This window comes from Segatella oris (genome assembly GCF_900637655.1).
Taxonomy (GTDB): Bacteria; Bacteroidota; Bacteroidia; order Bacteroidales; family Bacteroidaceae; genus Prevotella; species Prevotella oris.
Genome location: NZ_LR134384.1, coordinates 1018272 through 1039187, shown reverse-complemented (window position 1 = coordinate 1039187; position 20916 = coordinate 1018272). Strand labels below are relative to the sequence as shown.

Below are 20916 nucleotides of genomic sequence, written 5' to 3'. Positions count from 1 at the left end.
TCGGTTTGTTTGAATAAATTCGTACCTTTACACAACAAACTTATGCAGATGAAGATAGTAAGATTGATGATTATGACATTGCTTCTGTCTATCGGTATGACAGGCAGGGGCAACATTCTGTTCAGGCATATTGGCGTGGAGTCAGGATTGTCGCAAAGTACTGTGCTTGCCATCTTGCAAGATCGGACAGGCCTGATGTGGATAGGTACGAAATCAGGACTTAATCGTTATGATGGCACTTTATTTAAATGGTATTACAGTCATCCCGACGGACATAGCCTTGGCAGTAGTTATATTAATGCGCTTTTCGAGGATGCCAATGGCAGGATATGGGTGGGAACCGATTGTGGCGTATGGATTTATAATCCATTTACCGACTCTTTCTCCCGCTTCGATAAGCGCAGTGCCGATGGAGAGAGTATTACTAACATGGTGAACGTGATAAAGGGTCATGGCGATAAGATTTATATCACGGCTAACGAACAGGGTGTTTTCTGTTACGACCTGCGCCATAACCGTCTTTCACACTTTCGATTGAAAGGCTATCCCAACGTTGCAGGCATGTCCATTGACGATGATGGGACAGTGTGGCTCGGACTTTTCGGTGGTGGACTATACACCACCAATTACGCTTTTCGCACGCTCACACCCTTTCGCACACAAGATGGGAAGACTCCCTTTGCTGACAATATCGTGTCGGCTATACTTTCCTTGGGTAATGGATGTTATGCCATCGGCACCGATAAGCAGGGACTTTCGCTCATAGATGCTGCGCACCACAGTTTTCAACCTGTAGTTGCAAGTGTAGGGGGTAAGGAACTTTTCGTACGTAATCTTATTTTAAGCCATCATGAGATATGGGCGGCAACCGAGCAGGGAATGTTGGTCTATAATATAGACACTCATGCTACACAGCACTTCACTTATAATCCCATGGATCCATTTTCCATATCCGACAATCCGCTCTATTGTCTCTATAAAGACCGTGAGGGTGGTTTATGGGCAGGTTCTTATTTTGGTGGACTAAACTACCTACCTGCCATACATCCCATCTTTGAACGTTTCGTACCGCAAGGCAGTGAGAATGGATTACATGGGCGTCGTGTGCGCGAAATGGTTATGGACAAACAAGGGAAGATATGGATAGGGACAGAAGATAGTGGGCTGAACTGTATGGATCCTGATAATGAAACGTTTAGCTATATTGTGGATAGCAATGCATTCCCTAATATACATGGTCTTTGTGTAAATGATAATGAATTGTGGGTGGGCACATTTGCTTCGGGCTTGCGAATCATTGATACCCATACCCATCGACTTGTGAAAACATTCAAGGCTGACGGTCGTCAGGGATCGCTTCACGATAACACAATCTTCAGTATAGCGCGTTCACCGCAGGGCGTAATGTGCCTTGGTACCATACGTGGTCTGTGTACTTACAACGCCAGTACCCAGACCTTTATCTATGACAGGGCTGTTCCTCCTGTGCTCATCAATGATGTAAGTTTTGATTCGCATGGGAATCTGTGGTTAGCCACACAGACCAATGGCGTATTTATGCGGCATAATGGCCGATGGGAAAACTTTAAAGCAACCCAATCGGGACTTACATCAAACAAGGCCCTGAGTATATTTGAAGACAGTAATGGAAATATTTGGGTGACAACGCAGGGAGGAGGTGTGTGTAAGTTTAATTTTCTGACTCACCGTTTCAAATCCTTGCAGCAAGGAATTCTTAACAGTACGTCTACTTTCTTCCGCATAGAGGAAGATCGCGATGGAGTATTTTGGCTTTCGGGTTATGCCGGTTTCGTACGCTACGATCCTCATAATGGCGACGTGCGCACCTATAATAACCGTACGATGTTACTCGATAACCAGTTTAACTATAACTCTTCTCTCATTGATAAGCGTGGGCGTATTTATTTTGGAAGTCTTAGTGGTATTGTGCGTTTTTCACCCTCGGCTTTTAAAAAAGAACAGCGCGTACCCCGACTTGTTGCTACCGACCTATATATAGGGAACGAACACGTGGATAATTTCACGAAGGATACACCTTTGGAAAAGAACATCGTGTTTACCCATAAGTTATCATTGGCCTACAATCAAAATGCTTTTAGATTACATGTTGTACCCTTGAGCTATTCAAGACAGAATTGGGGTTCGTTAGAGTATAAGCTTGAAGGTTTCGACAAAGACTGGCAACCGTTGGGGGCAGACTTCTTCATGACTTATGCCAATTTGCCTGCCGGTTCTTATCAGCTAATAGTGCGTATGAAAGACCAGAATGGAAAGACCTACCCCAATGTGTACAAGTTAGACATTGATGTGCGTCCGTTTTTTCTGTTTTCCTTCTGGGCTAAACTGTTTTATGTAGTTTTGCTCAGTATTTTAATATGGTTGCTAATGCGTTATTGGAACCACCGCTCCGAAACACGTCGCCAGCTGGCTATGGAAGCTTTCGAAACGCGTAAAGAACAGGAACTATACCAGAGCAAGATACACTTCTTTACCAACGTGGCGCACGAGATACGGACACCGCTTACACTGATTTTAGGTCCCTTAGAGAATATTCTCAGCACGCAGAAAGTAAAAGACAATGATGTCAAAGACGACCTCAATATCATGTATGAAAATACGCGGAGGCTTACCGATCTGATAAATCAGCTATTAGATTTTCGCAAGACAGAGAAAGATGGCTTGCGTCTGAATTTCGAATATTGCAACCTTACGAAGATAGTTACCGATGTTTATAACAGATTTTGCTCGGTAATGCGTGAGAAGAATATCAATGCCACGCTCTCTCTGCAAAGTAACCTACATGGATATGTTGACCATGAAGGGTTTACCAAGATCGTAAGCAATCTGATTAATAATGCTGTGAAGTACTGTCTATCGTATGTCTCTGTGACATTGAAAACCGATGATACGCAACTATTCTTCATCGTGGCTAACGATGGCAATATTATCCCTATGGAACTGCGTGAAAGGATTTTCGAACCTTTCTTCCGTATTGATACTGCCGAGCACTCCACATCGGGCACAGGCATTGGCTTGGCCCTCGCTCGTTCACTGGCCGAGCTGCATAATGGTCACCTACGTATGGGAAATGAAACCGATACGAACGTGTTTGTGCTTACCTTACCCTTGGTACAAGAGGTCCCTGTAAGACTGGATGCTAATGGAAAGGGAGACGTAACAACAGTGAAAGCTGAACCTGAAACTATACAGGAAGCGCAGGCTAAACCATATACGCTGCTGCTGGTTGAAGATAATGTGCAGATGCTGCAGTATGAAAAGCGATGTTTAGAAAGAGAATACAATATTATTACGGCCACCGATGGAGAAAGTGCTTTACTGCAAATGGAGTATAACAATGTTAACCTTGTGGTTACTGACGTGATGATGGAACCCATGGACGGTATGGAACTATGTCGTCGTATCAAGTACAATGTCGACCTTTCACATATTCCTGTAATCATATTAACGGCCGTTACCTCTGAACGAGGTAAGATGGAGGGAATGGAAAGTGGTGCAGATGCGTATATTGTGAAGCCTTTCTCCATGGATTTCCTTTCACAAACTGTGCAAAACCTGTTACGGCAACGCGAGGAAATAAAGAAGATGTATGCTACTTCGCCATTTGTTTCGGCATCATCTGCCTCTATCAGTCCTGCCGACGCCGAGTTCTTGGAAAGATTAAAGGCGGCCGTTATGCGCAACATAAGTAACAGCGACTTTAATGTAGACCTCTTGGCGGCCGAGATGAATATGAGTCGCACGAGTCTTAACCGCAAGGTACGTGGCACATTAGACCAGTCGCCCAACAACTATATACGTATAGAAAGACTTAAAGCGGCTGCTGAAATGCTTAAAGTAGGCGACAAGAAGGTGAACGAAGTATGTTACAGTGTGGGCTTTTCCAGTCCGAGTTATTTCACCAAATGCTTCTATGAACAGTTTGGTATTTTGCCCAAAGAATTTAATAAAGAATAATGAAACATTTAGCAAAAACAATCCTTACAGCGACTTTATTCGTACCGCAATTCCTCCAGTTTTCATTGGCACAAACTGTAACTAACAGACAGCCGGTGATAGACATGAGTGCCCCCGATCCTACGGTGATACGTGCAGAAGATGGGACATTCTATCTCTATGCTACAGAGGATATGCGTAATGTCCCCATTTTCCACTCGGCGAACCTTGTTGACTGGAAGTTGGTGGGCACGGCCTTTACCGACAATTCGCGTCCCAAATGGCTGCCGAAAGGCGGTATCTGGGCACCCGACATTCAGCGCGTTGGCGGTAAATACCATCTATACTATGCCAAATCAGTCTGGGGCGGGGAATGGGATGCAGGTATTGGCGTTGCTGTGAGCAATAATCCTGCCGGTCCCTTTGTCGACCGCGGATGTATGTTTACAAGCAAGCAGATTGGCATTCAAAACTGCATTGACCCCTTTTATATTGAAGACGGAGGTAAGAAATACCTTTTCTTCGGTTCGTTTCATGGCATTTACGGTGTAGAATTGACTGCCGATGGCTTGCATGTAAAGCAGGGCGCTAAGCCACGTGAGGTTGCAGGAACGTTTATGGAGGCAACTTACATCAGGCGGCGAGGAGGGTATTATTATCTCTTCGGGTCGACAGGAACATGTTGTGAAGGGGCTCGCAGCACATACCGGATAACCATTGGCCGCTCTAAAAGTCTTTTTGGGCCATATGTAGACAAAACCGGCCTGCGTCTGCTTGACAACCATTACAACATATTGCTGGATAAAGACGATAGTGTATTGGGGCCGGGACATAATGCAGGACTGATTACCGATGACGCTGGCAACGACTACATGCTTTATCATGGTTTTAAGGCATCCGACCCTGATGCAGGTCGGGTGGTATGGCTTAGCCGTATAGTTTGGGCTGACGGTTGGCCTTCAATGATGATGGAAAAAGACTCTCAGAAGAATGAAACAGTTCCTGTGATAAAGTCTGATAACCGTGGTGTAGCTACGCGTTCAGGACTGTACCCCAATGATTTTGAGGCCAACATCGAGGGTAAACGCACTCATCTCTATACGCTATCTAACAGTAAGGGTATGGAGGTATGCCTGACAAACTTTGGAGCGCGCATCGTTTCAATCATGGTTCCCGACAGGCGTGGCACATTGCGCGATGTCGTTTTAGGCTATGATAATATTGCTCAATATGCCGATTATCAGCATTTCGGGTCGGATTTCGGTGCAGCCATCGGGCGTTATGCCAACCGAATTAACCAGGGACGCATCATTGTAGACGGCAAAACAGTGCAGCTGCCTCGCAACAATTATGGGCATTGTCTGCACGGAGGCTTTACGGGTTGGCAGTATCAGGTGTACGATGGCAAGCAACTTAACGACTCAACAGTAGAGATGAGCCTTGTTTCGCCCGATGGCGACAATGGTTTTCCCGGCACTGTGCGTGCCACTGTGCGTTATACACTCACGGCCGACAACGCCATTGACATTAGATACGAGGCTACAACAGACAAGAAAACGGTTATCAACATGACCAACCACTCGTATTTCAATCTCAATGGCAATCCCTCACAACACTGCGAAAACCAACTGCTTTATATCAATGCCGACCGCTATACGCCTGCCGACACAACCTATATGCCTACAGGTCAAATGCTGAAAGTTGCTGGTACGCCCATGGATTTCCGCAAGCCTACACCATTGAGCAAAGACATCAATAACCAACGTTTTGCCATGACGCGCAATGCACATGGTTTTGATCATAACTGGTGTTTGAACACTTGGCACAACGGACAACCTGATGAAAGCACGGTGGCAGCCTCGCTGTATAGCCCCAAAACGGGGATTATGTTACAGGTGTTTACCAACGAACCGGGCATGCAGGTTTACACAGGTAACTTTCTCGACGCATCCTTTGCAGGTAAGCATGGCTATCGTTACCCCAAACATTCGGCCGTGTGCATGGAAACACAGCATTATCCCGACAGTCCTAACCATCCCGAATGGCCTAACGTATGGCTCGAAACAGGGAAAAAATATAGCAGCCATTGTGTATACAAGTTCTCTGTGCAGTAATTAACAGAGCCTTATCAACACGCAAAAAAACATCTGCCGTGTGTTGTTTGAGAAATTGAATCCCGTGCTTTCGAACTTATCAACACGTAAAAAAAAACATCTGCGTGTGTTGAAAAATGAGCGTATGGACATTGGTAGGCAGCTCCTGTCCAATATCCTTCCTGCCCATGTGCTTTCTTGATCCCAAGGCGTTTGAGCGAAGTCTGGGATTACTTTCGTTGATTCTGCTATGATACCCATTTGCCATACTATGCGAGGGTCATTGCATAAGACAGACAACTTGGATTATTCTGATGCTTTGCCCTAATTTGGGATAGTAACAATAGAACATATAGAAAAAAACAGGGAAACAGAGATTGTTTTTCAATGGTAAATTTCTTGATTTGTAACTTCATTCATATTGCGTTGTAACTTGACACAAAATACAATGCAATATGACTCAAAACATGCGGTAACTTGATGCAAGTTGCAAAACTTATAAATACAAGTAGTCTTGTTGTTTGTTTCTAACATTGATAATAGGAACGAATAGCTTTTAAGCAATATTTTATATTAAACACCTTAATTTTAGCGATTCTCTTCTCTTATTTTTTGCTTGTATCTGTTTTTACCTGTTTTTGAAATCGAAACATACAAGGTTTGCATCTTCTTCCTCTTCACTACAATTCCTGTTCGCTCTTGATTTGTAATAATCAAGTAGGATAAGATAAACAAAAATAGTTAACGAAAATCAAATCCATCTAACTCAAATAGTCACATGGATTTGACGTTTTGAGGCGGTTCGTGATACTTATCGATTCCTTGTTTTCCTCGATTTTGCGTTCTATGTTCCATATTTATACCGCGATAAAAAGTAAATGAACAGCGATTACCATGTTGATATACCACAGTCTTTGTATGAGCTCATACATGACACTACTAAGACTCAGAAATATGGTGGTAACTCAAGGATGTAGTTAAGATAAGTGTGTCACAGCTTGCATGAAAGCAGGGTATGCAGTAGCTATTATTCTGGTAGTAATTAAGATTCTGGAAGCAACCAGTGTAAAGTCTAGTCTAATAGATACTGCTGTTCAAGAAATAAAAGACTATAACAAAGAACAGATAGATGATCTTAGTAAAAACTGTGAGAATTTCAGTACCGTATAGACAAAGCTGTTCATCCTGCAACATAAGATCTTTAGCGCCATCACCCAACACACAGAGGGGATGCATTTGACCCTAAGAGTTTTCAAGTAATTCCTTTCATCTGGATTATCACCGAAGGTATTCTCCTTTGTGAGCTCGACATAGTAATAGTCAACAGGATTGTATCATGGTAGCTCTAAGGTTAAATGTCTTACTTGCGATAAATAGGATTTATTAAATAAATCAATATGTGAGACGATATCTCACATATTGATGGAAAAGTATTAGAATAGCTATCAATAACAATAGCAACCAAATAGCAGGGTGTGTTATTGTTTGTATGGATGTAACCTGTATTAGTTTTGTCAGCTCATGCATCTCTTTCATGGTTCCAGTAAAACTCCATGGTCGATTCTGTATGTTGTGACAAACTATTAGAATATTGTTTTATAAGTTCACTTTTGTGAGCTATTATGAGTATACAGAAAAAGATGTTATATTAAAGTCCCCATACGTTAATGTCGCGGATAATAGATGTGAATAAACGAATTTTACTTGTATCAGTAGGTATCTGGTATAGAATGTTATCGGCAACATTCCACCAACGGAAGATTTCTTTTTTAGCTTTTTGCTGGTAATTACGTAATATGACGTCTTGCTGGTAAAACTCTTTGAAATCCATATTATATACTATCTGTTGGAGTAAGCGATTGCAGGATTGTCCTTATTTCATTAACTTCAGCTAAAGTCAGAGCGCGACCTTTAGTTGTTGTCCAAGACTTACTAAACGATATAAGGTCGTTTAGCCATTTAATTCTATCTGACTTTGTTCTAAATGCTTCTGTTACTTGAATAGAAAACTCCTTTTCAAATGTAATAAAATTCTCGTCGTTTTCTTTTTGAGTATGCCATTTATTATCGATGATTTCTTTGAAATCTTGCAAGTTCAAATAATCTGTCCAATTCTGAACTTCGTCTTCGCTATCATCCATTCGCATGAGACATCTTCCCTTTATGGACTTGATTTGATTTTCCCATGTACTTCCATACAAATCTTCCAATTTGTGAAGCACTATAGACTTTACTTTCTTTTCTATAAGTTTACCACACGACTTACCATCTTCTTGAAGCCCTTTATCCTGGGTTTCAAGCCATGCATCCAAACCTTCCGGATTGTACGAAGGTATATGTTGACGAATCGCGTTCTGATATTTTCTGAGCCACAAAGTGTCTGCTCCTGCTCCCTTTATGAGTAGAATCTGACTTTTGTCTTCTGCTGGCATCTCGCAGATGTAGTCAATCAAAGCATCAAGATAAGGAGACATTTTCTCGATCTGTTCCTTTGTGCTGGATTCTTGGGAAAGAGCGTTCTGATGAATGAGGTGTTCATTGAATGAGGAGATAAGGGATACGAACGCATATGTACCACGATTACATTCTATAAATTTCTCATATTCGTCAGCATGCCCATCATTCATTTTGTAGTAAACATAGGCATAACAGTCCTTAATAAGGTTTGATATACGTTTCTGCGAATCGTTCATAGCCTTATTATGCTCTACACATTTCGTATTATAAAGACAGACATCGGTATGTTTGGTAAACTCTTTTGAGGTCGTTCTAGGAAGTAAGGAAGACTGCAATAACGCAGTATCAAAAGGCTTGAAAGTGAGCTTTGCAGTATCCTCACCAATAGAAATTTTTCTTGCCAGAACACTATTATTTCCTGCAGCTAATTGTTTGATAATAGATGAACGTAAGGCTTTAAGCCTGGAATCAAGACGAGGTGAGTTCCAGTTGAGATCCTCATTTAAATCAAGACGCAAGCCAGGACTTACAGCTTTCTGATGTTCATTGATATCCATAAATATCTTTAACTGCTCATCAGAAGGTAAACCGTTAAATGCTACAACAGGTATGGTATTGGTATCCTTATATTTTGAGTTGGCATAACCATAAACACGATGTTGGCCGTCTATGATATACGCAATGCAATACGCATTTGGAATAGTTAGGTATCCCAATTTCGTTTTCGTATCATCAGTACCTCTTGCAACTTCAAACTGTACTCTGTTCTTCTTGTTTGAATTGTCAAAATTAACGATAACAGTGTTGGGAAAATAACCACCCTTATCAATAAACTCACCAATTCCTTTAAGTCTTGAAGGAACGAGTAGTCGCTGATAAGTGGGCATTGAGATCTGAGTATTTACTTTTGTTCTATGTAGTACGAATCCTATTTTGAGCAATTTAGCAGGTTCTATGGACAGCATATAGTATTCGTGACCTCCCATACTACCACGAAGTGCAGGGATACGAAACTTGTCGTTGTTTATTCTTTCATGCTGGAACATTAGACCATAGAACTGATATATCACAGTCGATTTGTATGACTTTATTAAACTGTTAACATAGTCATATGTATTATCCGTAAACTGAAAGATCTTATTTTCATTTAAGCGCTTTTCATCGTCACAACCATCAGAAAAAGTATAATTCCTTGTGGCGAAGATAAACTTCACCTTTTTCCCTCGGCCATAAATTTCCTTTAAAGTATGCATAACTCCTTCTTTGTAAAGACACATTTCTCCTATCTCTTTCTTGAAAGAAGCTTGTCGAATATTTTCAGTAGCCTTGCATTCTACAACAAAAATAGCTTCTTCACCAACTGCTACGACATCAAGTTGGTGCTTATCTTCTGAATTATTGTTCCATTGAATACTCAAATTTTCATCATAATTCAATATTCTGAATCCGAGATTATAGAACATGCACCAGATATCATCTTCAAAACGCATACCTGTTGGTTTAAGTTTTTGAATCTTAGCTTTATGTTTAGAAGTAGATACCTCTTCCCATCCTTCATGAAGGTAGTCATCTAATTCATTCAAAGAGATACTCCTTGTTTCATAAGGAGTTTTCTTGGCTTTGAATTTCTTTGTAAGAACAGATAGGTCTTCCGTCATATGTTCTTTTATGCTCTGGATTTGAGATGGTGTTAAGAATGCCATATGTTTATGCTTATTTATTGTTATAGTTCATGATGAGTAATTCTGTTTCTTTATTCCTCTTGCCTACATGGGCATTTATGTATCTATGAGCTTCTATCTGAGTTATGTGATATCCTTGATAGAGTTTCGCAAAATAAGATTCACCATCATCATCCATAGAGTTTGAGTTGCTCTGCATGATTTTACATCCACGAGCCGTCATTATATCGCAGAAAATTTTTAGTTTTTCTTGCTCTTTGTCATCAAATACGTTATGAGAGTATTCTTTAAAGTATGCTGTCCCTGATAGCGGACGATATGGTGGGTCTATGTAAATATAGTTATAACCTTTTCCTAAAAACCTCATAATCTCACTATAATCCCCTGCATAGATATCCACTTTTTTAAGTAATTCATGGTCAGCCAATATAAGTTTGTCATCACATATTGTCGGATTCTTGTATTTTCCAAATGGAACATTGAATTTACCGCAGGTATTAACTCTATACAAGCCATTAAAACAGGTCTTGTTTAAGAACATAAAATATGCCGCTTTTTCTTCATCTATTGTTTCCTTGCTATTGTATTTGTCACGCACCTTATAATAATAACGTGATTTTTCGTCCATATTTGATAACTGTAAGTATTCATTAGCAATTCGCTTCAGTTGTTCAATAAGTGTTTGAGGAGTATTTTTAATGAGCTTGTAGCAAAAAATCAAATCTTCATTTACATCGTTAATAACAACTCTACGGATATTTGTAAAATGTGTAAGCATATAAAATAACATTGCACCACCACCAACAAAAGGCTCAACATACGTAACATTCCTCTTGTCACGGAAATTATCAGGTAAATGAGCTGAAAGGTGTTTAACAAGTGAGCCTTTTCCTCCAGCCCATTTTACGAAAGGTTTTGTAACTTTTAATTTTTGCTGATTATTTTTTACTACCATAATTCTTTAGAAATTAAGCCGAAATGGTTTTGTTTAATTATCACTTTTCAAGTCTTAGTAGTTCATTTATATTAGCTTTAAGGAGCTCTGCTATTTAAACGTCTCTAACAGTGGCTGACTTGTATTTGTGCACCATTTACTTACTGTAGATACTCCAAGTTGTTCCGATAACCATTTGTTTGTTTTCTTTCTGTCGACAAGAACTACTTTTATACGATTTCCCATTGTTATATGTTTCGTATGATAATATGTGTTACAAAGTTATTAAATAATCCTGGAAATCCATAACATTAAGCGTTTTTTCCTATAAAATGTCAGTATATTAATAGTGTTTTCTTTATCGTTTATGTTTTATAAGCATAAAAGATTGTAGCAAAGTGTTTTTGTGTATGTTTTTATTTGCAATTTCAACGAAAACAATATAACTTTGCAACAAACGCAAAAAATAACAGCAAATTGTAGCTTAAATTAGTAAATGCGACAGTCTTTGGTGACAAATAGTTTACAATGAACTATGAAAAAACGAGGGAGCTGTCATATTTACTGATAAAATCTAAACATTTTTGCTTCCTGTTCGCTTGCAAGAAAAGGCCTGCGGAGGTTTCATCCTACAATCAGTACCGTGTTCATTCGAAGATAATCCTCGCTGAGATAAAGGAAACCATGGAAGCGGTTGGCTGTACCCCAGGAGTTTTTCGCAATGAAATAGCGCTGACCTTGGCAGTCGTGAGCAATTCCGATGAGTGCAAGTGCGTGGTCATCGGTAGTCTGTCGATGCTCGAAAGCCCGCTGGCGCTGCTGTTGCGTGACGTTTCTCAATGCTATTTTTGCTATTCCCGAGGCCTCATCGAAGCCCGGAGAAGAGACGTCACCCTCCCAAAACACGGCCCTTCCACTGCGCAGTCGGGTGACGATGAACTGCATCATCGCGTCTAAGGACATGTTAAGTACGCGGTCGTTGTTCACATTGTCGGGCACTTCGAGCACGAAATGACTGCCGAAAGGATGATGAGTGAAACTCGTGATAGCTTGATATTCATCCTCTTGGCATACGCTGTGGGCAAATTCCAAAGGCGTATATTCGGCGCCGAGCATGTAGACTTTCGGTCCCGGCAGATAGCCGACGGCCTCGTCAAGAATGCTGTTCGCGCGGCTGTCAAGGTGGTTAAAATTGGTGGTTGAGCGCGAAGCGAGTTGCAGTTTGCGTGCAACGACGTTGTAGTTCACAGGATGATAGGCGTGATAGGCATCGAAAGGAACCGCTCCGTAGGTTTGGATCAGCGTGAGAAGTCGCGTGCCCATGCCACGCATATTGATTGGAGTTGTGCCGCGTGAGAGGTAATAACGGCGTGCACTTTCCATGAGAAGCTGGCGTGCAACATAATCGGTGCTGAGGTTGACCGAGTCGCCCTGCATGAGATGATTGGTCTCAATGGTGGCTAACATGGCATACAGCCAGCACAGGCTGCTGCGTCCCTGGTCTTTCATGGGCGTTGTCTTGAGGCATATCTCCGTGACGAATGGATTTCGCTTTTGCGTTTTCTTCGGTTGCGAACAGGCCGAGAACAGCAGCACGCTACATATTATATAACCAACTATTTTCTTCATATGCTGCAAAGTTACGAAGAAAATGATTAATTTTGCAGGCATGAAAGGGAAAATAACTGATTTTGAAGTAATGGCTCCGGTAGGCTCACGTGAGAGCCTTTCTGCAGCAATTCAGGCCGGTGCTGACTCCGTTTATTTCGGTATCGGCAAGTTGAATATGCGCTCCCATTCGGCCAATCACTTTACGATAGACGATTTGAGAGAGATTGCCTCCACGTGTAATGCTCACGGCATCAAGACTTATCTGACCGTCAACACGGTGATTTATGACGATGATCTGACCACGATGCGCGAGATTATCGACGCTGCAAAGGACGCAGGTATCAGCGCTGTAATTGCCAGTGACGTGGCTGTTATGACCTATTGCAACGAGGTAGGCGAGGAAGTTCATCTGTCGACACAACTCAATATATCGAACATCGAGGCGCTGAAGTTCTACAGTAAGTTTGCTGATGTCAGTGTGCTTGCCCGCGAACTTAACATGGAACAGGTGAAGAAAATCCATGAAGCTATCGTGCAAGAGAACATCTGTGGGCCAATGGGAAAGCAGGTTCGGATAGAGATGTTCTGTCATGGTGCGCTGTGTATGGCCGTGAGCGGGAAGTGCTATTTGAGTCTTGCTGACGCCAATCGGTCGGCTAATCGCGGAGAATGTGTACAGATATGCCGTCGCTCCTACACCGTAACAGATAACGAAACAGGCAATCAATTGGAGATAGACAATAAGTATATCATGAGTCCGAAGGACTTGAAGACGGTGCGATTCATAGATAAAATGATGGAAGCGGGCGTCAGAGTGTTCAAGATAGAGGGGCGTGCGCGTGGCCCGGAATACGTGTATACCGTTGTCAGATGTTACAAAGAGGCTATTGAGTCAGTGCTCAATGGCACATGTACAGAAGCAAAGAAAGACGAATGGGATGAGCGGTTAGCTACCGTTTTCAATCGAGGCTTCTGGGATGGATACTATCAAGGGAAGAGACTTGGAGAGTGGAACCGAAACTATGGCAGTGCAGCTACTGAGAAGAAAGTGCTCATCGGCAAGATCATGAAATACTTTTCAAAACTTGGTGTGGCTGAAGTTGCCGTTGAAGCTACCGATTTCAAGAAAGGCGACAAGCTGCTTATCACAGGGCCTACAACGGGAGTAATGTATCTCACGGCCGATGAAATCCGCTACGATCTGCAGCCTGTAGAGAAAGCAGAACAAGGTACAAGGGTTTCAATTCCTGTCACGGGGAAAGTCAGACCGAGTGATAAGATTTATAAATTAATACAAACTGCGAAAGCATAACAATCCCGTTGGGATTCTCTCTACCTACTCTCCAGAGAGAAAAAGGGATAGATTGACTTACGCTTATGAAAGTTGTAAATAGGAAACATTAAAGCAATTAAATAAACAAATAAACGTTTTTCTCCTTCCTAAGCATATCACACCCTCCCTTTTCGGGAAGGGATCGGAGGAGAGACATATATATTATGACAATCAACGAAGCTCAAGATGAAGTGATTGAAGAGTTCAATGACTTCACCGATTGGATGGATAAATACCAGATGCTCATTGACTTGGGCAGCGAATTAGATGCACTTGATGAGCAACATAAGAATGACAGCAACCTGATAGACGGCTGCCAGAGTCGTGTTTGGATACAATGTGACGTGAAAGAAGGGCGACTTTTCTTCACGGCGGATAGCGATGCACTCATCGTGAAGGGTATCATCGCATTGCTGATACAGGTGCTCAGCGGGCACACGGCAAAGGAAATCCTCGATGCCGACCTGTATTTCATCGACCGTATTGGTTTGCGCGAACACCTTAGTCCAACGCGCAGTAACGGTCTTTTGGCAATGGTAAAACGCATCAAGGCCTATGCCTTGGTTTACGCAAACGCATGAGGAAGCTACGCACAATAGAGATGAAACGCCTCTCAATCGACGAGTTTAAAGAGGCCGAAAAGCTGCCGTTGGTAGTTGTTCTGGATGATGTGCGCAGTCTGTATAACGTGGGGAGTGTGTTTCGTTCGGGTGATGCTTTCCGCATAGAGGCTGTTTATCTCTGTGGAATTACTGCCACTCCGCCGAATGCCGAAATTCATAAAACGGCTCTTGGAGGCGAAGATAGTGTGGCTTGGAAATACTTCGAACGCACAGAAGAGGCCGTGGAAGCATTGCATCATGACGGCTACTTTGTCTATAGCATAGAGCAAGTGGAGGGCAGTACGATGCTGCAAGAACTTACAATTGATAAGCCGTTGACTTCCAAGGGCTATGCCGTCATCATGGGAAACGAGGTGAAAGGCGTCAAACAACAGGTTATAGACATGAGCGACGGCTGTCTGGAAATCCCACAATTCGGTACGAAGCACAGTCTCAACGTCAGCACTACAGCGGGTATTGTGATGTGGGAATTTGTAAGGAAAATGCTGTTTTGAAATGTGAATTTATAAGAAAATATTTGGGATTTGTGATTTAATTACTTATCTTTGCCACATAAGCTATCAACATCTTAGGTAAGATACAGCGTGTAAAATTGGATTAATCATATTTCAAGGAATTTCATATTACACAGCCGAGAGGCATTCGTAATAAGATTATCTATTCTTTATATATGATTGAAAACATGAAGGTTATCCTTTCAAAGTTCTTTTAAGACATGGAAAGTCCAGATGATCTTTATGAAAGATGTACAGAATATGAAAGAATATCTACAGGGTGTTCTGTTGTATGAAAACAGATGCTATTGTGGCATTCTTCCAAGGTTTTCAGAAGAAAACAAAGAAAACGCCATTTAAGGAGCTAAAAATGGCAGAGTGATAAGATAAATAATGTTTTAAAGGTAAAAAGGACTTGTATGATGAAAAAAGAGAAAAAAGAAAGAATTATGAATTGTATTTCATTCGATGAGCTATTGAATGAAAGGTGTGGATGTGAGGAAATGCCAGAGTGAAACTATTTGAACGTAAGGCCTAAAGCTTTCTATCTTGCCGGACAATTCAGGGAGAAACGACACGAAGCAGGTCTTATTCAAGAAAAATCACTACGTATTACTTTCCCAAAACTAATATTATAACCAAAAAACTTGCAATATGAAAAGATGTAAACTACAACACATAGAACTCATGCAACCTGTGCATGTCTTTTTCTTAGTATGCGCCTTGATGCTTTTTTCCTGTCAAAGCAATGGGCAGAACCCAACAGATCATAAAACGAAGTCTATGAAAATTGATGACACCAACCAATACGTGAGACCTGATGAAGCAAAGCTTCGCAAGATGCTCACAGCCGAACAGTATGCCATTACGCAAGAGGCTGCAACCGAACGCCCCTTTACCAATGCCTACGATCACGAGTTCAGACCGGGAATTTATGTGGATATCACCACGGGGCAACCCTTGTTTCTGTCTTCTGATAAATATGATTCAGGCTGTGGGTGGCCTGCCTTCTCGCGGCCTATCAGCGATGATTTGATAGCCGAGCATACGGATCTGTCGCATGGAATGACGCGTACGGAGGTGAAGAGTAAACTTGGCAATGCCCATTTGGGGCATGTGTTCAACGATGGCCCACGCGAAAAAGGCGGTCAACGTTATTGCATCAACAGCGGTGCTTTGCGCTTCATTCCTGAGCAGGAAATGGAAAAAGCAGGCTATGGTGCCTATCTGAAGTTGCTCCATCCGTTGCGAAACATCTATCTTGCCGGCGGTTGTTTCTGGGGAACAGAGCATTTCCTGAAGCAGATAGAGGGTGTGAAGGCTACGCAAGTAGGCTATGCCAACGGTAACACTACTCATCCTACATATAAAGAGGTGTGTACAGATGCAACGGGGTTTGCCGAGGCTGTGCATGTGGAATACGACCCGACAGTAGTGAGTCTGACGTTCTTGCTCGACCTTTATTTTAAGGCTATTGACCCCACTTCACTGAACAAGCAGGGAAACGACCGCGGAACACAATACCGAACGGGGATTTATTATGTCGACAAAAGCGATCTTCCAACCATCGAAGCAGTGATGAAGGAACAGCAAAAACATTTCAAGCAGCCGCTCAGAGTGGAGGTGTTGCCGTTGAAGAACTTCTATACGGCCGAGGAATATCATCAGGATTATCTCGACAAAAACCCCACAGGCTATTGCCATTTGCCTCAAAGCCTGTTTGAAATGGCGCGGAAAGCCAAGATGAAATGACTGGACAAGCGCGGTCATTTGACTCAAAATGCACGGTAATATGACGCAAGTTGCAGGCTCATCTGACGCAAGTTGCGTGGTCATTTGACGCAGATGACAATGCCGTTCTACGTGATCTTACATTGTAACTAAGCGCTTTTCTTGTAACATATTGTTAGTCAATACGTTGCTACTTGCTGAAAGAAAGCACGGATTTGAAGTGAGAATGACTTTAGTTTTGAATTGAAAGCTTCACAAAGATAATGTGTAAATATTTGCAACGAATATTTACACATTTTTCGTTTATAGGTGTTATAAGAAGAGCAATAACACCATTTTGATTTCCTTAAGATAAGTGTACGCAGCATATTTTATGCAGAAATCCAGAGTTTGTTTATTGCTTCAAAGAGGTTTGTCAGCTGCTGTTCAGCCCTTTCCTATGGTATCTTGAAAGAAGAAAGAACGTGTTTTAGTGAATAACTTCATAAAAAATGTTAAGGAATTACATGTTATTAATATAAATACTTTATCTTTGTTTTCATATGAAACATATGCACTTATTTGTGTAAGCGAAAGTCTTTAAGATTATTCCGAAATGAAACCATCATGCTGTGAGAAAAGAAACTGCCTGACTTAGATAATACTTGGCAAAAACAAATAAAGCAAACGGCTCTGACATGAACAGCTAATGTGCAGATGACTTGCCGTTAAGGGATGATAAACTCCCTGAAGGTGTTGTCGGCTGACAGTGAGTACAAAGCAATAAAACTAAAAACAATAAAAATCGATTATGTGGAAACTATTAACCCCACCGGCCTATAAAGCAGAGCAGACAGGCCCGGAAGCTGACGCCAGATACAAGAAGCTGCGTTGGCAAGTCTTTTTAGGTATATTCATTGGATATGCCGGATTCTACGTTGTTCGCAAGAACTTTTCAATGGCAATCCCAATGCTTGCCAACTTTGGATTTGACAAAGGAGAGCTTGGTATCGTGCTTTCGATGAATGCTATCGCCTATGGTTTCTCGAAATTTATTATGGCGAGCATCTCCGATCGCAGTAATGCACGCACGTTCCTGCCATTGGGTTTGATCATGGCAGCAGTTTCAATGCTCTTTATGATTGTACCAATTCAATGGATAGGTGCCGATCACAAGTCGCTTGCTATCCTGCTGATGGCTGTGCTTAACTTCCTTGTCGGTTGGTTCAATGGTATGGGCTGGCCCCCTTGCGGACGCGTGATGACTCACTGGTTCTCGATTAAAGAGCGCGGCACTTGGATGTCGTTCTGGAACTGTGCCCATAATGTGGGCGGTGCATTGGTAGGGCCGATGGCCGTTTATGGTGCACTTTGGTTCGGTTCCTGCTTCTATGGTGCTGACCAAGAGCGTTATTTCCTTATCGGAACTTATGCATTCCCGGCTGCTGTGGCTATTCTGATAGCCTTGTTAGCCTATAGCATGATACGCGATACACCACAGTCTTGCGGTCTGCCTTCCATTGAGAAATGGAGTGGTTCGGCTTCAAAGAACTACTCTGAAAAAGCTGAAGAAGTGCTCTCTACGAAGGAAATCTTCAAGATTGTATTGAGCAATAAGTTTCTTTGGTACATAGCTTTTGCCAACGCTTTCGTCTATATGGTGCGCTATGGCTGTTTAGATTGGGCACCGACTATCCTTACCGAGCGCGGCATCGACATCAAAAGTGCAGGTTGGGCCTACTTTGCCTATGAGATGGCAGCTATTCCCGGAACCATCATTTGCGGTTGGCTTTCAGATAAAGTGTTCCATGGTCGCCGTGCTTTACCCACGATTCTTTTCATGATTCTCGTGGCAATTGCAATCGTAGTCTATTGGCAGAACATTGACAATGTGAATGTAGTTATCGGCTGTCTGATTGCCATCGGCTTCCTGATTTACGGCCCCGTGATGCTTATTGGCGTACAAGCGCTCGACCTTGCACCCAAGAATGCAGCCGGCACAGCAGCCGGATTGACGGGTTTCATGGGCTATGTGCTCGGTACGGCACTGCTGGCCAACATCGTTATTGGCTATGTGGCAGAGGCTGCCGGGTGGAATTGGACATTCATTCTTCTGATAGTTGCCTGTCTGTTCTCTATCCTTTTCATGGGCTTGACCTATCGTGAGGAACAGTATTTAGCAAAGAAAACACAGAAAGAAGACAAGTAAATTTGACATTATCATAAACAATAAACAACTAAAACCAAAAGAAAGATGAAGACTCTTTACAGATTAGGACTCTTGGGAGTAGCAGCCGTATCAGTCCTGTCCTCTTGTTCTGATGAGCAGGAGTTCACCAATGAGAACACAGATGCAAAGCGTATTGCAGTGCAGCAGATTTCTCCGGAGATGGCTAAAGTTCGTGACTATGTGCCTCTTTATGCTTGTATGGCACACCGTGGTTCCACCTATTGGGCTCCAGAAGAGACCGAAGCTGCGTGGCGATGGGCACGAAACATGGGCGCAGACTATTTGGAAAGTGACCTACAGGCCACAAAGGACGGAGTGGTACTTGCCAACCATGATGAGAATTTGAAGCGCACTACAAACATCGAAGACGTGTTCTCTGATGAGGTTCCGACTATCCGTAAGGACTTCTATCGCAGCTTCCGCAATGCCGACGGCACTCAGCATTTCACGGAGCAGGATATTGAAGAGCAGTATCAGCGCGACAAGAAGGACTTCCGTTCGAACTACACCTTATCTTATTATTATGCAGAATTGCTGATGCTTGATGCCGGTAAGTGGTTCAATGACGCTACACCTGAACAGGAACGTGCTTCATTTGCGGCAAAGCATAACGGCAAAGTGGTATACGATGCCAACGGAGTTCCTTCTATCCAGTATTCAGATGGTCTGTATGTTTCTGCTTTGCAGGATCAGATTAACTATGCCATGGGTAAGAAACTCAAACGTGATGCCAATGGTCGTCGCGTACTTACGTACAAGGTCAAAGCGGAATATCAGAACATGACCTTGGGCGAAATATACAAAGCGGCCAAGGCTGCTGTGAAATGTGATGAGCCGAGTGTAGTGGGCAGTAAGGCTGCCAAATACATGGACTTCGTTGAATATAGCTTCGGTGACAAGAATGGTTCTACGGCTTATGTCAATGACCCGGCCGACAACGGCAACCGTCCTGGCATCTATCCTGAATTCAAGGAGTCGTGGCTTAACCCTAAAGATATCGAGATTCGCGTTTATAACATTCTTGATGAGTGGGGCTGGAACATTATCACTAAACCTGAGAGTGCCGGCAATCAATTCTATGTAGGCGGTAAGGTTAACGTGGGCAACACCAATGGAAAGGTTGTGCTTCAGACCTTCTCTTTCGATGCCTTGCATCGCGCTTACGGTGTGTTCAAGGGAAAAGTGCCTATGTGTTTCCTGCTCTGGATAAGTAAGCCTCCTTATGCAACTGATATTGCTTACGACACTCCTACTGGCTATGCAGACTTCATCAAGTATGCCGAAGACAATGGTGCACATATCATCGGGCCGGCAATTTCGGGCGCACCAAACAACTATCCCGAAATGAATAAGCCCTGGCAAGCCTATATGATTCGCAAGGCGGGCATGCTCAACCATCCTTATTCGTTTGATTCGGATGCACAGATGAAGCGCAACATGGGCTATTACGTAAACTTCTGGGGAAAGAACCCAACAGAATTTGACGATCTGCTCAATGTAACTGTGCAGCCCACTGCTTATACAACATTCAAGGAACCCGACACACATCCGGTCTATATGGACGGGTATTTCACCAATCGCTCTGAGATTTCACTCCATTATATGATTGAAAACGGCTTCCGTTGCAATGCGAAACTCACCAATCCTTTCCACCCCGGACAGCTTTACGACAACTCGCAGGCACCTTCAAAGGTTCCGAATGCCGATGCTGTACTCGATGCTTTAGGCTATTAAACAGGAACAACAATACCATCAAACAATCAAAGTAAGAAAC

13 protein-coding genes are annotated in these 20916 nt (G+C 42.6%); 9 read left to right on the top strand and 4 right to left on the bottom strand.

All coding sequences use genetic code 11. From position 1 onward, the window contains the following. Window positions 1-42 precede the first annotated feature (42 nt). The gene (locus tag EL210_RS04250) at window positions 43-3996 is read left to right on the top strand and encodes a two-component regulator propeller domain-containing protein (protein WP_018920231.1); all 3954 of its coding nucleotides are present in this window, start codon (window positions 43-45) and stop codon (window positions 3994-3996) included. Next, on the top strand, window positions 3996-6089 hold the full coding sequence (locus EL210_RS04245) for a galactose-1-epimerase (RefSeq protein ID WP_018920232.1): 2094 nt from the start codon (window positions 3996-3998) through the stop codon (window positions 6087-6089). The genes EL210_RS04250 and EL210_RS04245 overlap by 1 nt, the downstream gene beginning before the upstream one ends. 1627 nt (window positions 6090-7716) lie before the next feature. Here EL210_RS04245 and EL210_RS04235 read toward each other — a convergent pair. The 4 genes from EL210_RS04235 to EL210_RS04215 form a co-directional block, all read right to left on the bottom strand. Next, on the bottom strand, window positions 7717-7899 hold the full coding sequence (locus EL210_RS04235; RefSeq protein ID WP_004375326.1) for a hypothetical protein: 183 nt from the start codon (window positions 7897-7899) through the stop codon (window positions 7717-7719). Between the two features lies 1 nt (window position 7900). Then, window positions 7901-10228 (bottom strand): DGQHR domain-containing protein, encoded by a 2328-nt coding sequence (locus EL210_RS04230; protein ID WP_018920233.1) that lies wholly within the window; start codon window positions 10226-10228, stop codon window positions 7901-7903. A 10-nt stretch (window positions 10229-10238) separates the two neighbouring features. Further along, on the bottom strand, window positions 10239-11162 hold the full coding sequence (locus EL210_RS04225; protein ID WP_018920234.1) for a DNA adenine methylase: 924 nt from the start codon (window positions 11160-11162) through the stop codon (window positions 10239-10241). Window positions 11163-11765: 603 nt separating this feature from the next. Next, a complete protein-coding gene (locus EL210_RS04215; protein ID WP_018920235.1) occupies window positions 11766-12812 on the bottom strand; it encodes a C1 family peptidase in 1047 nt (348 codons plus the stop codon). On the opposite strand from EL210_RS04215, the gene EL210_RS04210 reads away from it, so the two are divergent. The 7 genes from EL210_RS04210 to EL210_RS04180 all read left to right on the top strand — a co-directional run bounded on the left by EL210_RS04210 (window position 12811) and on the right by EL210_RS04180 (window position 20876). Continuing rightward, window positions 12811-14064 carry a peptidase U32 family protein gene (locus EL210_RS04210; RefSeq protein WP_018920236.1) on the top strand — a complete coding sequence of 418 codons (1254 nt, stop codon included), beginning with the start codon at window positions 12811-12813 and terminating at the stop codon, window positions 14062-14064. The genes EL210_RS04215 and EL210_RS04210 overlap by 2 nt on opposite strands. A gap of 185 nt (window positions 14065-14249) precedes the next feature. Continuing rightward, window positions 14250-14666, top strand: coding sequence for a SufE family protein (locus EL210_RS04205; RefSeq protein ID WP_004375332.1), 417 nt, complete (start codon window positions 14250-14252; stop codon window positions 14664-14666). Further along, a complete protein-coding gene (locus tag EL210_RS04200; RefSeq protein ID WP_004375333.1) occupies window positions 14663-15202 on the top strand; it encodes an RNA methyltransferase in 540 nt (179 codons plus the stop codon). Before EL210_RS04205 ends, EL210_RS04200 begins: the two co-directional genes overlap by 4 nt. A gap of 292 nt (window positions 15203-15494) precedes the next feature. Next, window positions 15495-15584, top strand: a complete 90-nt coding sequence (locus EL210_RS14015) for a hypothetical protein (protein WP_018920237.1) — start codon at window positions 15495-15497, stop codon at window positions 15582-15584. A 344-nt stretch (window positions 15585-15928) separates the two neighbouring features. After that, entirely contained in the window at window positions 15929-16954 is a 1026-nt protein-coding gene (locus EL210_RS04190) for a bifunctional methionine sulfoxide reductase B/A protein (RefSeq protein WP_018920238.1), read from the top strand. A 769-nt stretch (window positions 16955-17723) separates the two neighbouring features. Next, window positions 17724-19121 (top strand): MFS transporter, encoded by a 1398-nt coding sequence (locus EL210_RS04185; RefSeq protein WP_004375337.1) that lies wholly within the window; start codon window positions 17724-17726, stop codon window positions 19119-19121. 45 nt (window positions 19122-19166) lie between these two features. Continuing rightward, window positions 19167-20876 carry a glycerophosphodiester phosphodiesterase family protein gene (locus EL210_RS04180; protein WP_018920239.1) on the top strand — a complete coding sequence of 570 codons (1710 nt, stop codon included), beginning with the start codon at window positions 19167-19169 and terminating at the stop codon, window positions 20874-20876. Window positions 20877-20916 lie beyond the last annotated feature (40 nt).

Bases quoted from the DNA above. Each gene is read 5' to 3' on its own strand.
- EL210_RS04250 (WP_018920231.1), top strand. From the start codon at position 43: ATGCAGATGAAGATAGTAAGATTGATGATTATGACATTGCTTCTGTCT.
- EL210_RS04245 (WP_018920232.1), top strand. From the start codon at position 3,996: ATGAAACATTTAGCAAAAACAATCCTTACAGCGACTTTATTCGTACCG.
- EL210_RS04235 (WP_004375326.1), bottom strand. From the start codon at position 7,899: ATGGATTTCAAAGAGTTTTACCAGCAAGACGTCATATTACGTAATTAC.
- EL210_RS04230 (WP_018920233.1), bottom strand. From the start codon at position 10,228: ATGGCATTCTTAACACCATCTCAAATCCAGAGCATAAAAGAACATATG.
- EL210_RS04225 (WP_018920234.1), bottom strand. From the start codon at position 11,162: ATGGTAGTAAAAAATAATCAGCAAAAATTAAAAGTTACAAAACCTTTC.
- EL210_RS04210 (WP_018920236.1), top strand. From the start codon at position 12,811: ATGAAAGGGAAAATAACTGATTTTGAAGTAATGGCTCCGGTAGGCTCA.
- EL210_RS04215 (WP_018920235.1), bottom strand. From the start codon at position 12,812: ATGCCTGCAAAATTAATCATTTTCTTCGTAACTTTGCAGCATATGAAG.
- EL210_RS04205 (WP_004375332.1), top strand. From the start codon at position 14,250: ATGACAATCAACGAAGCTCAAGATGAAGTGATTGAAGAGTTCAATGAC.
- EL210_RS04200 (WP_004375333.1), top strand. From the start codon at position 14,663: ATGAGGAAGCTACGCACAATAGAGATGAAACGCCTCTCAATCGACGAG.
- EL210_RS14015 (WP_018920237.1), top strand. From the start codon at position 15,495: ATGAAAACAGATGCTATTGTGGCATTCTTCCAAGGTTTTCAGAAGAAA.
- EL210_RS04190 (WP_018920238.1), top strand. From the start codon at position 15,929: ATGCTTTTTTCCTGTCAAAGCAATGGGCAGAACCCAACAGATCATAAA.
- EL210_RS04185 (WP_004375337.1), top strand. From the start codon at position 17,724: ATGTGGAAACTATTAACCCCACCGGCCTATAAAGCAGAGCAGACAGGC.
- EL210_RS04180 (WP_018920239.1), top strand. From the start codon at position 19,167: ATGAAGACTCTTTACAGATTAGGACTCTTGGGAGTAGCAGCCGTATCA.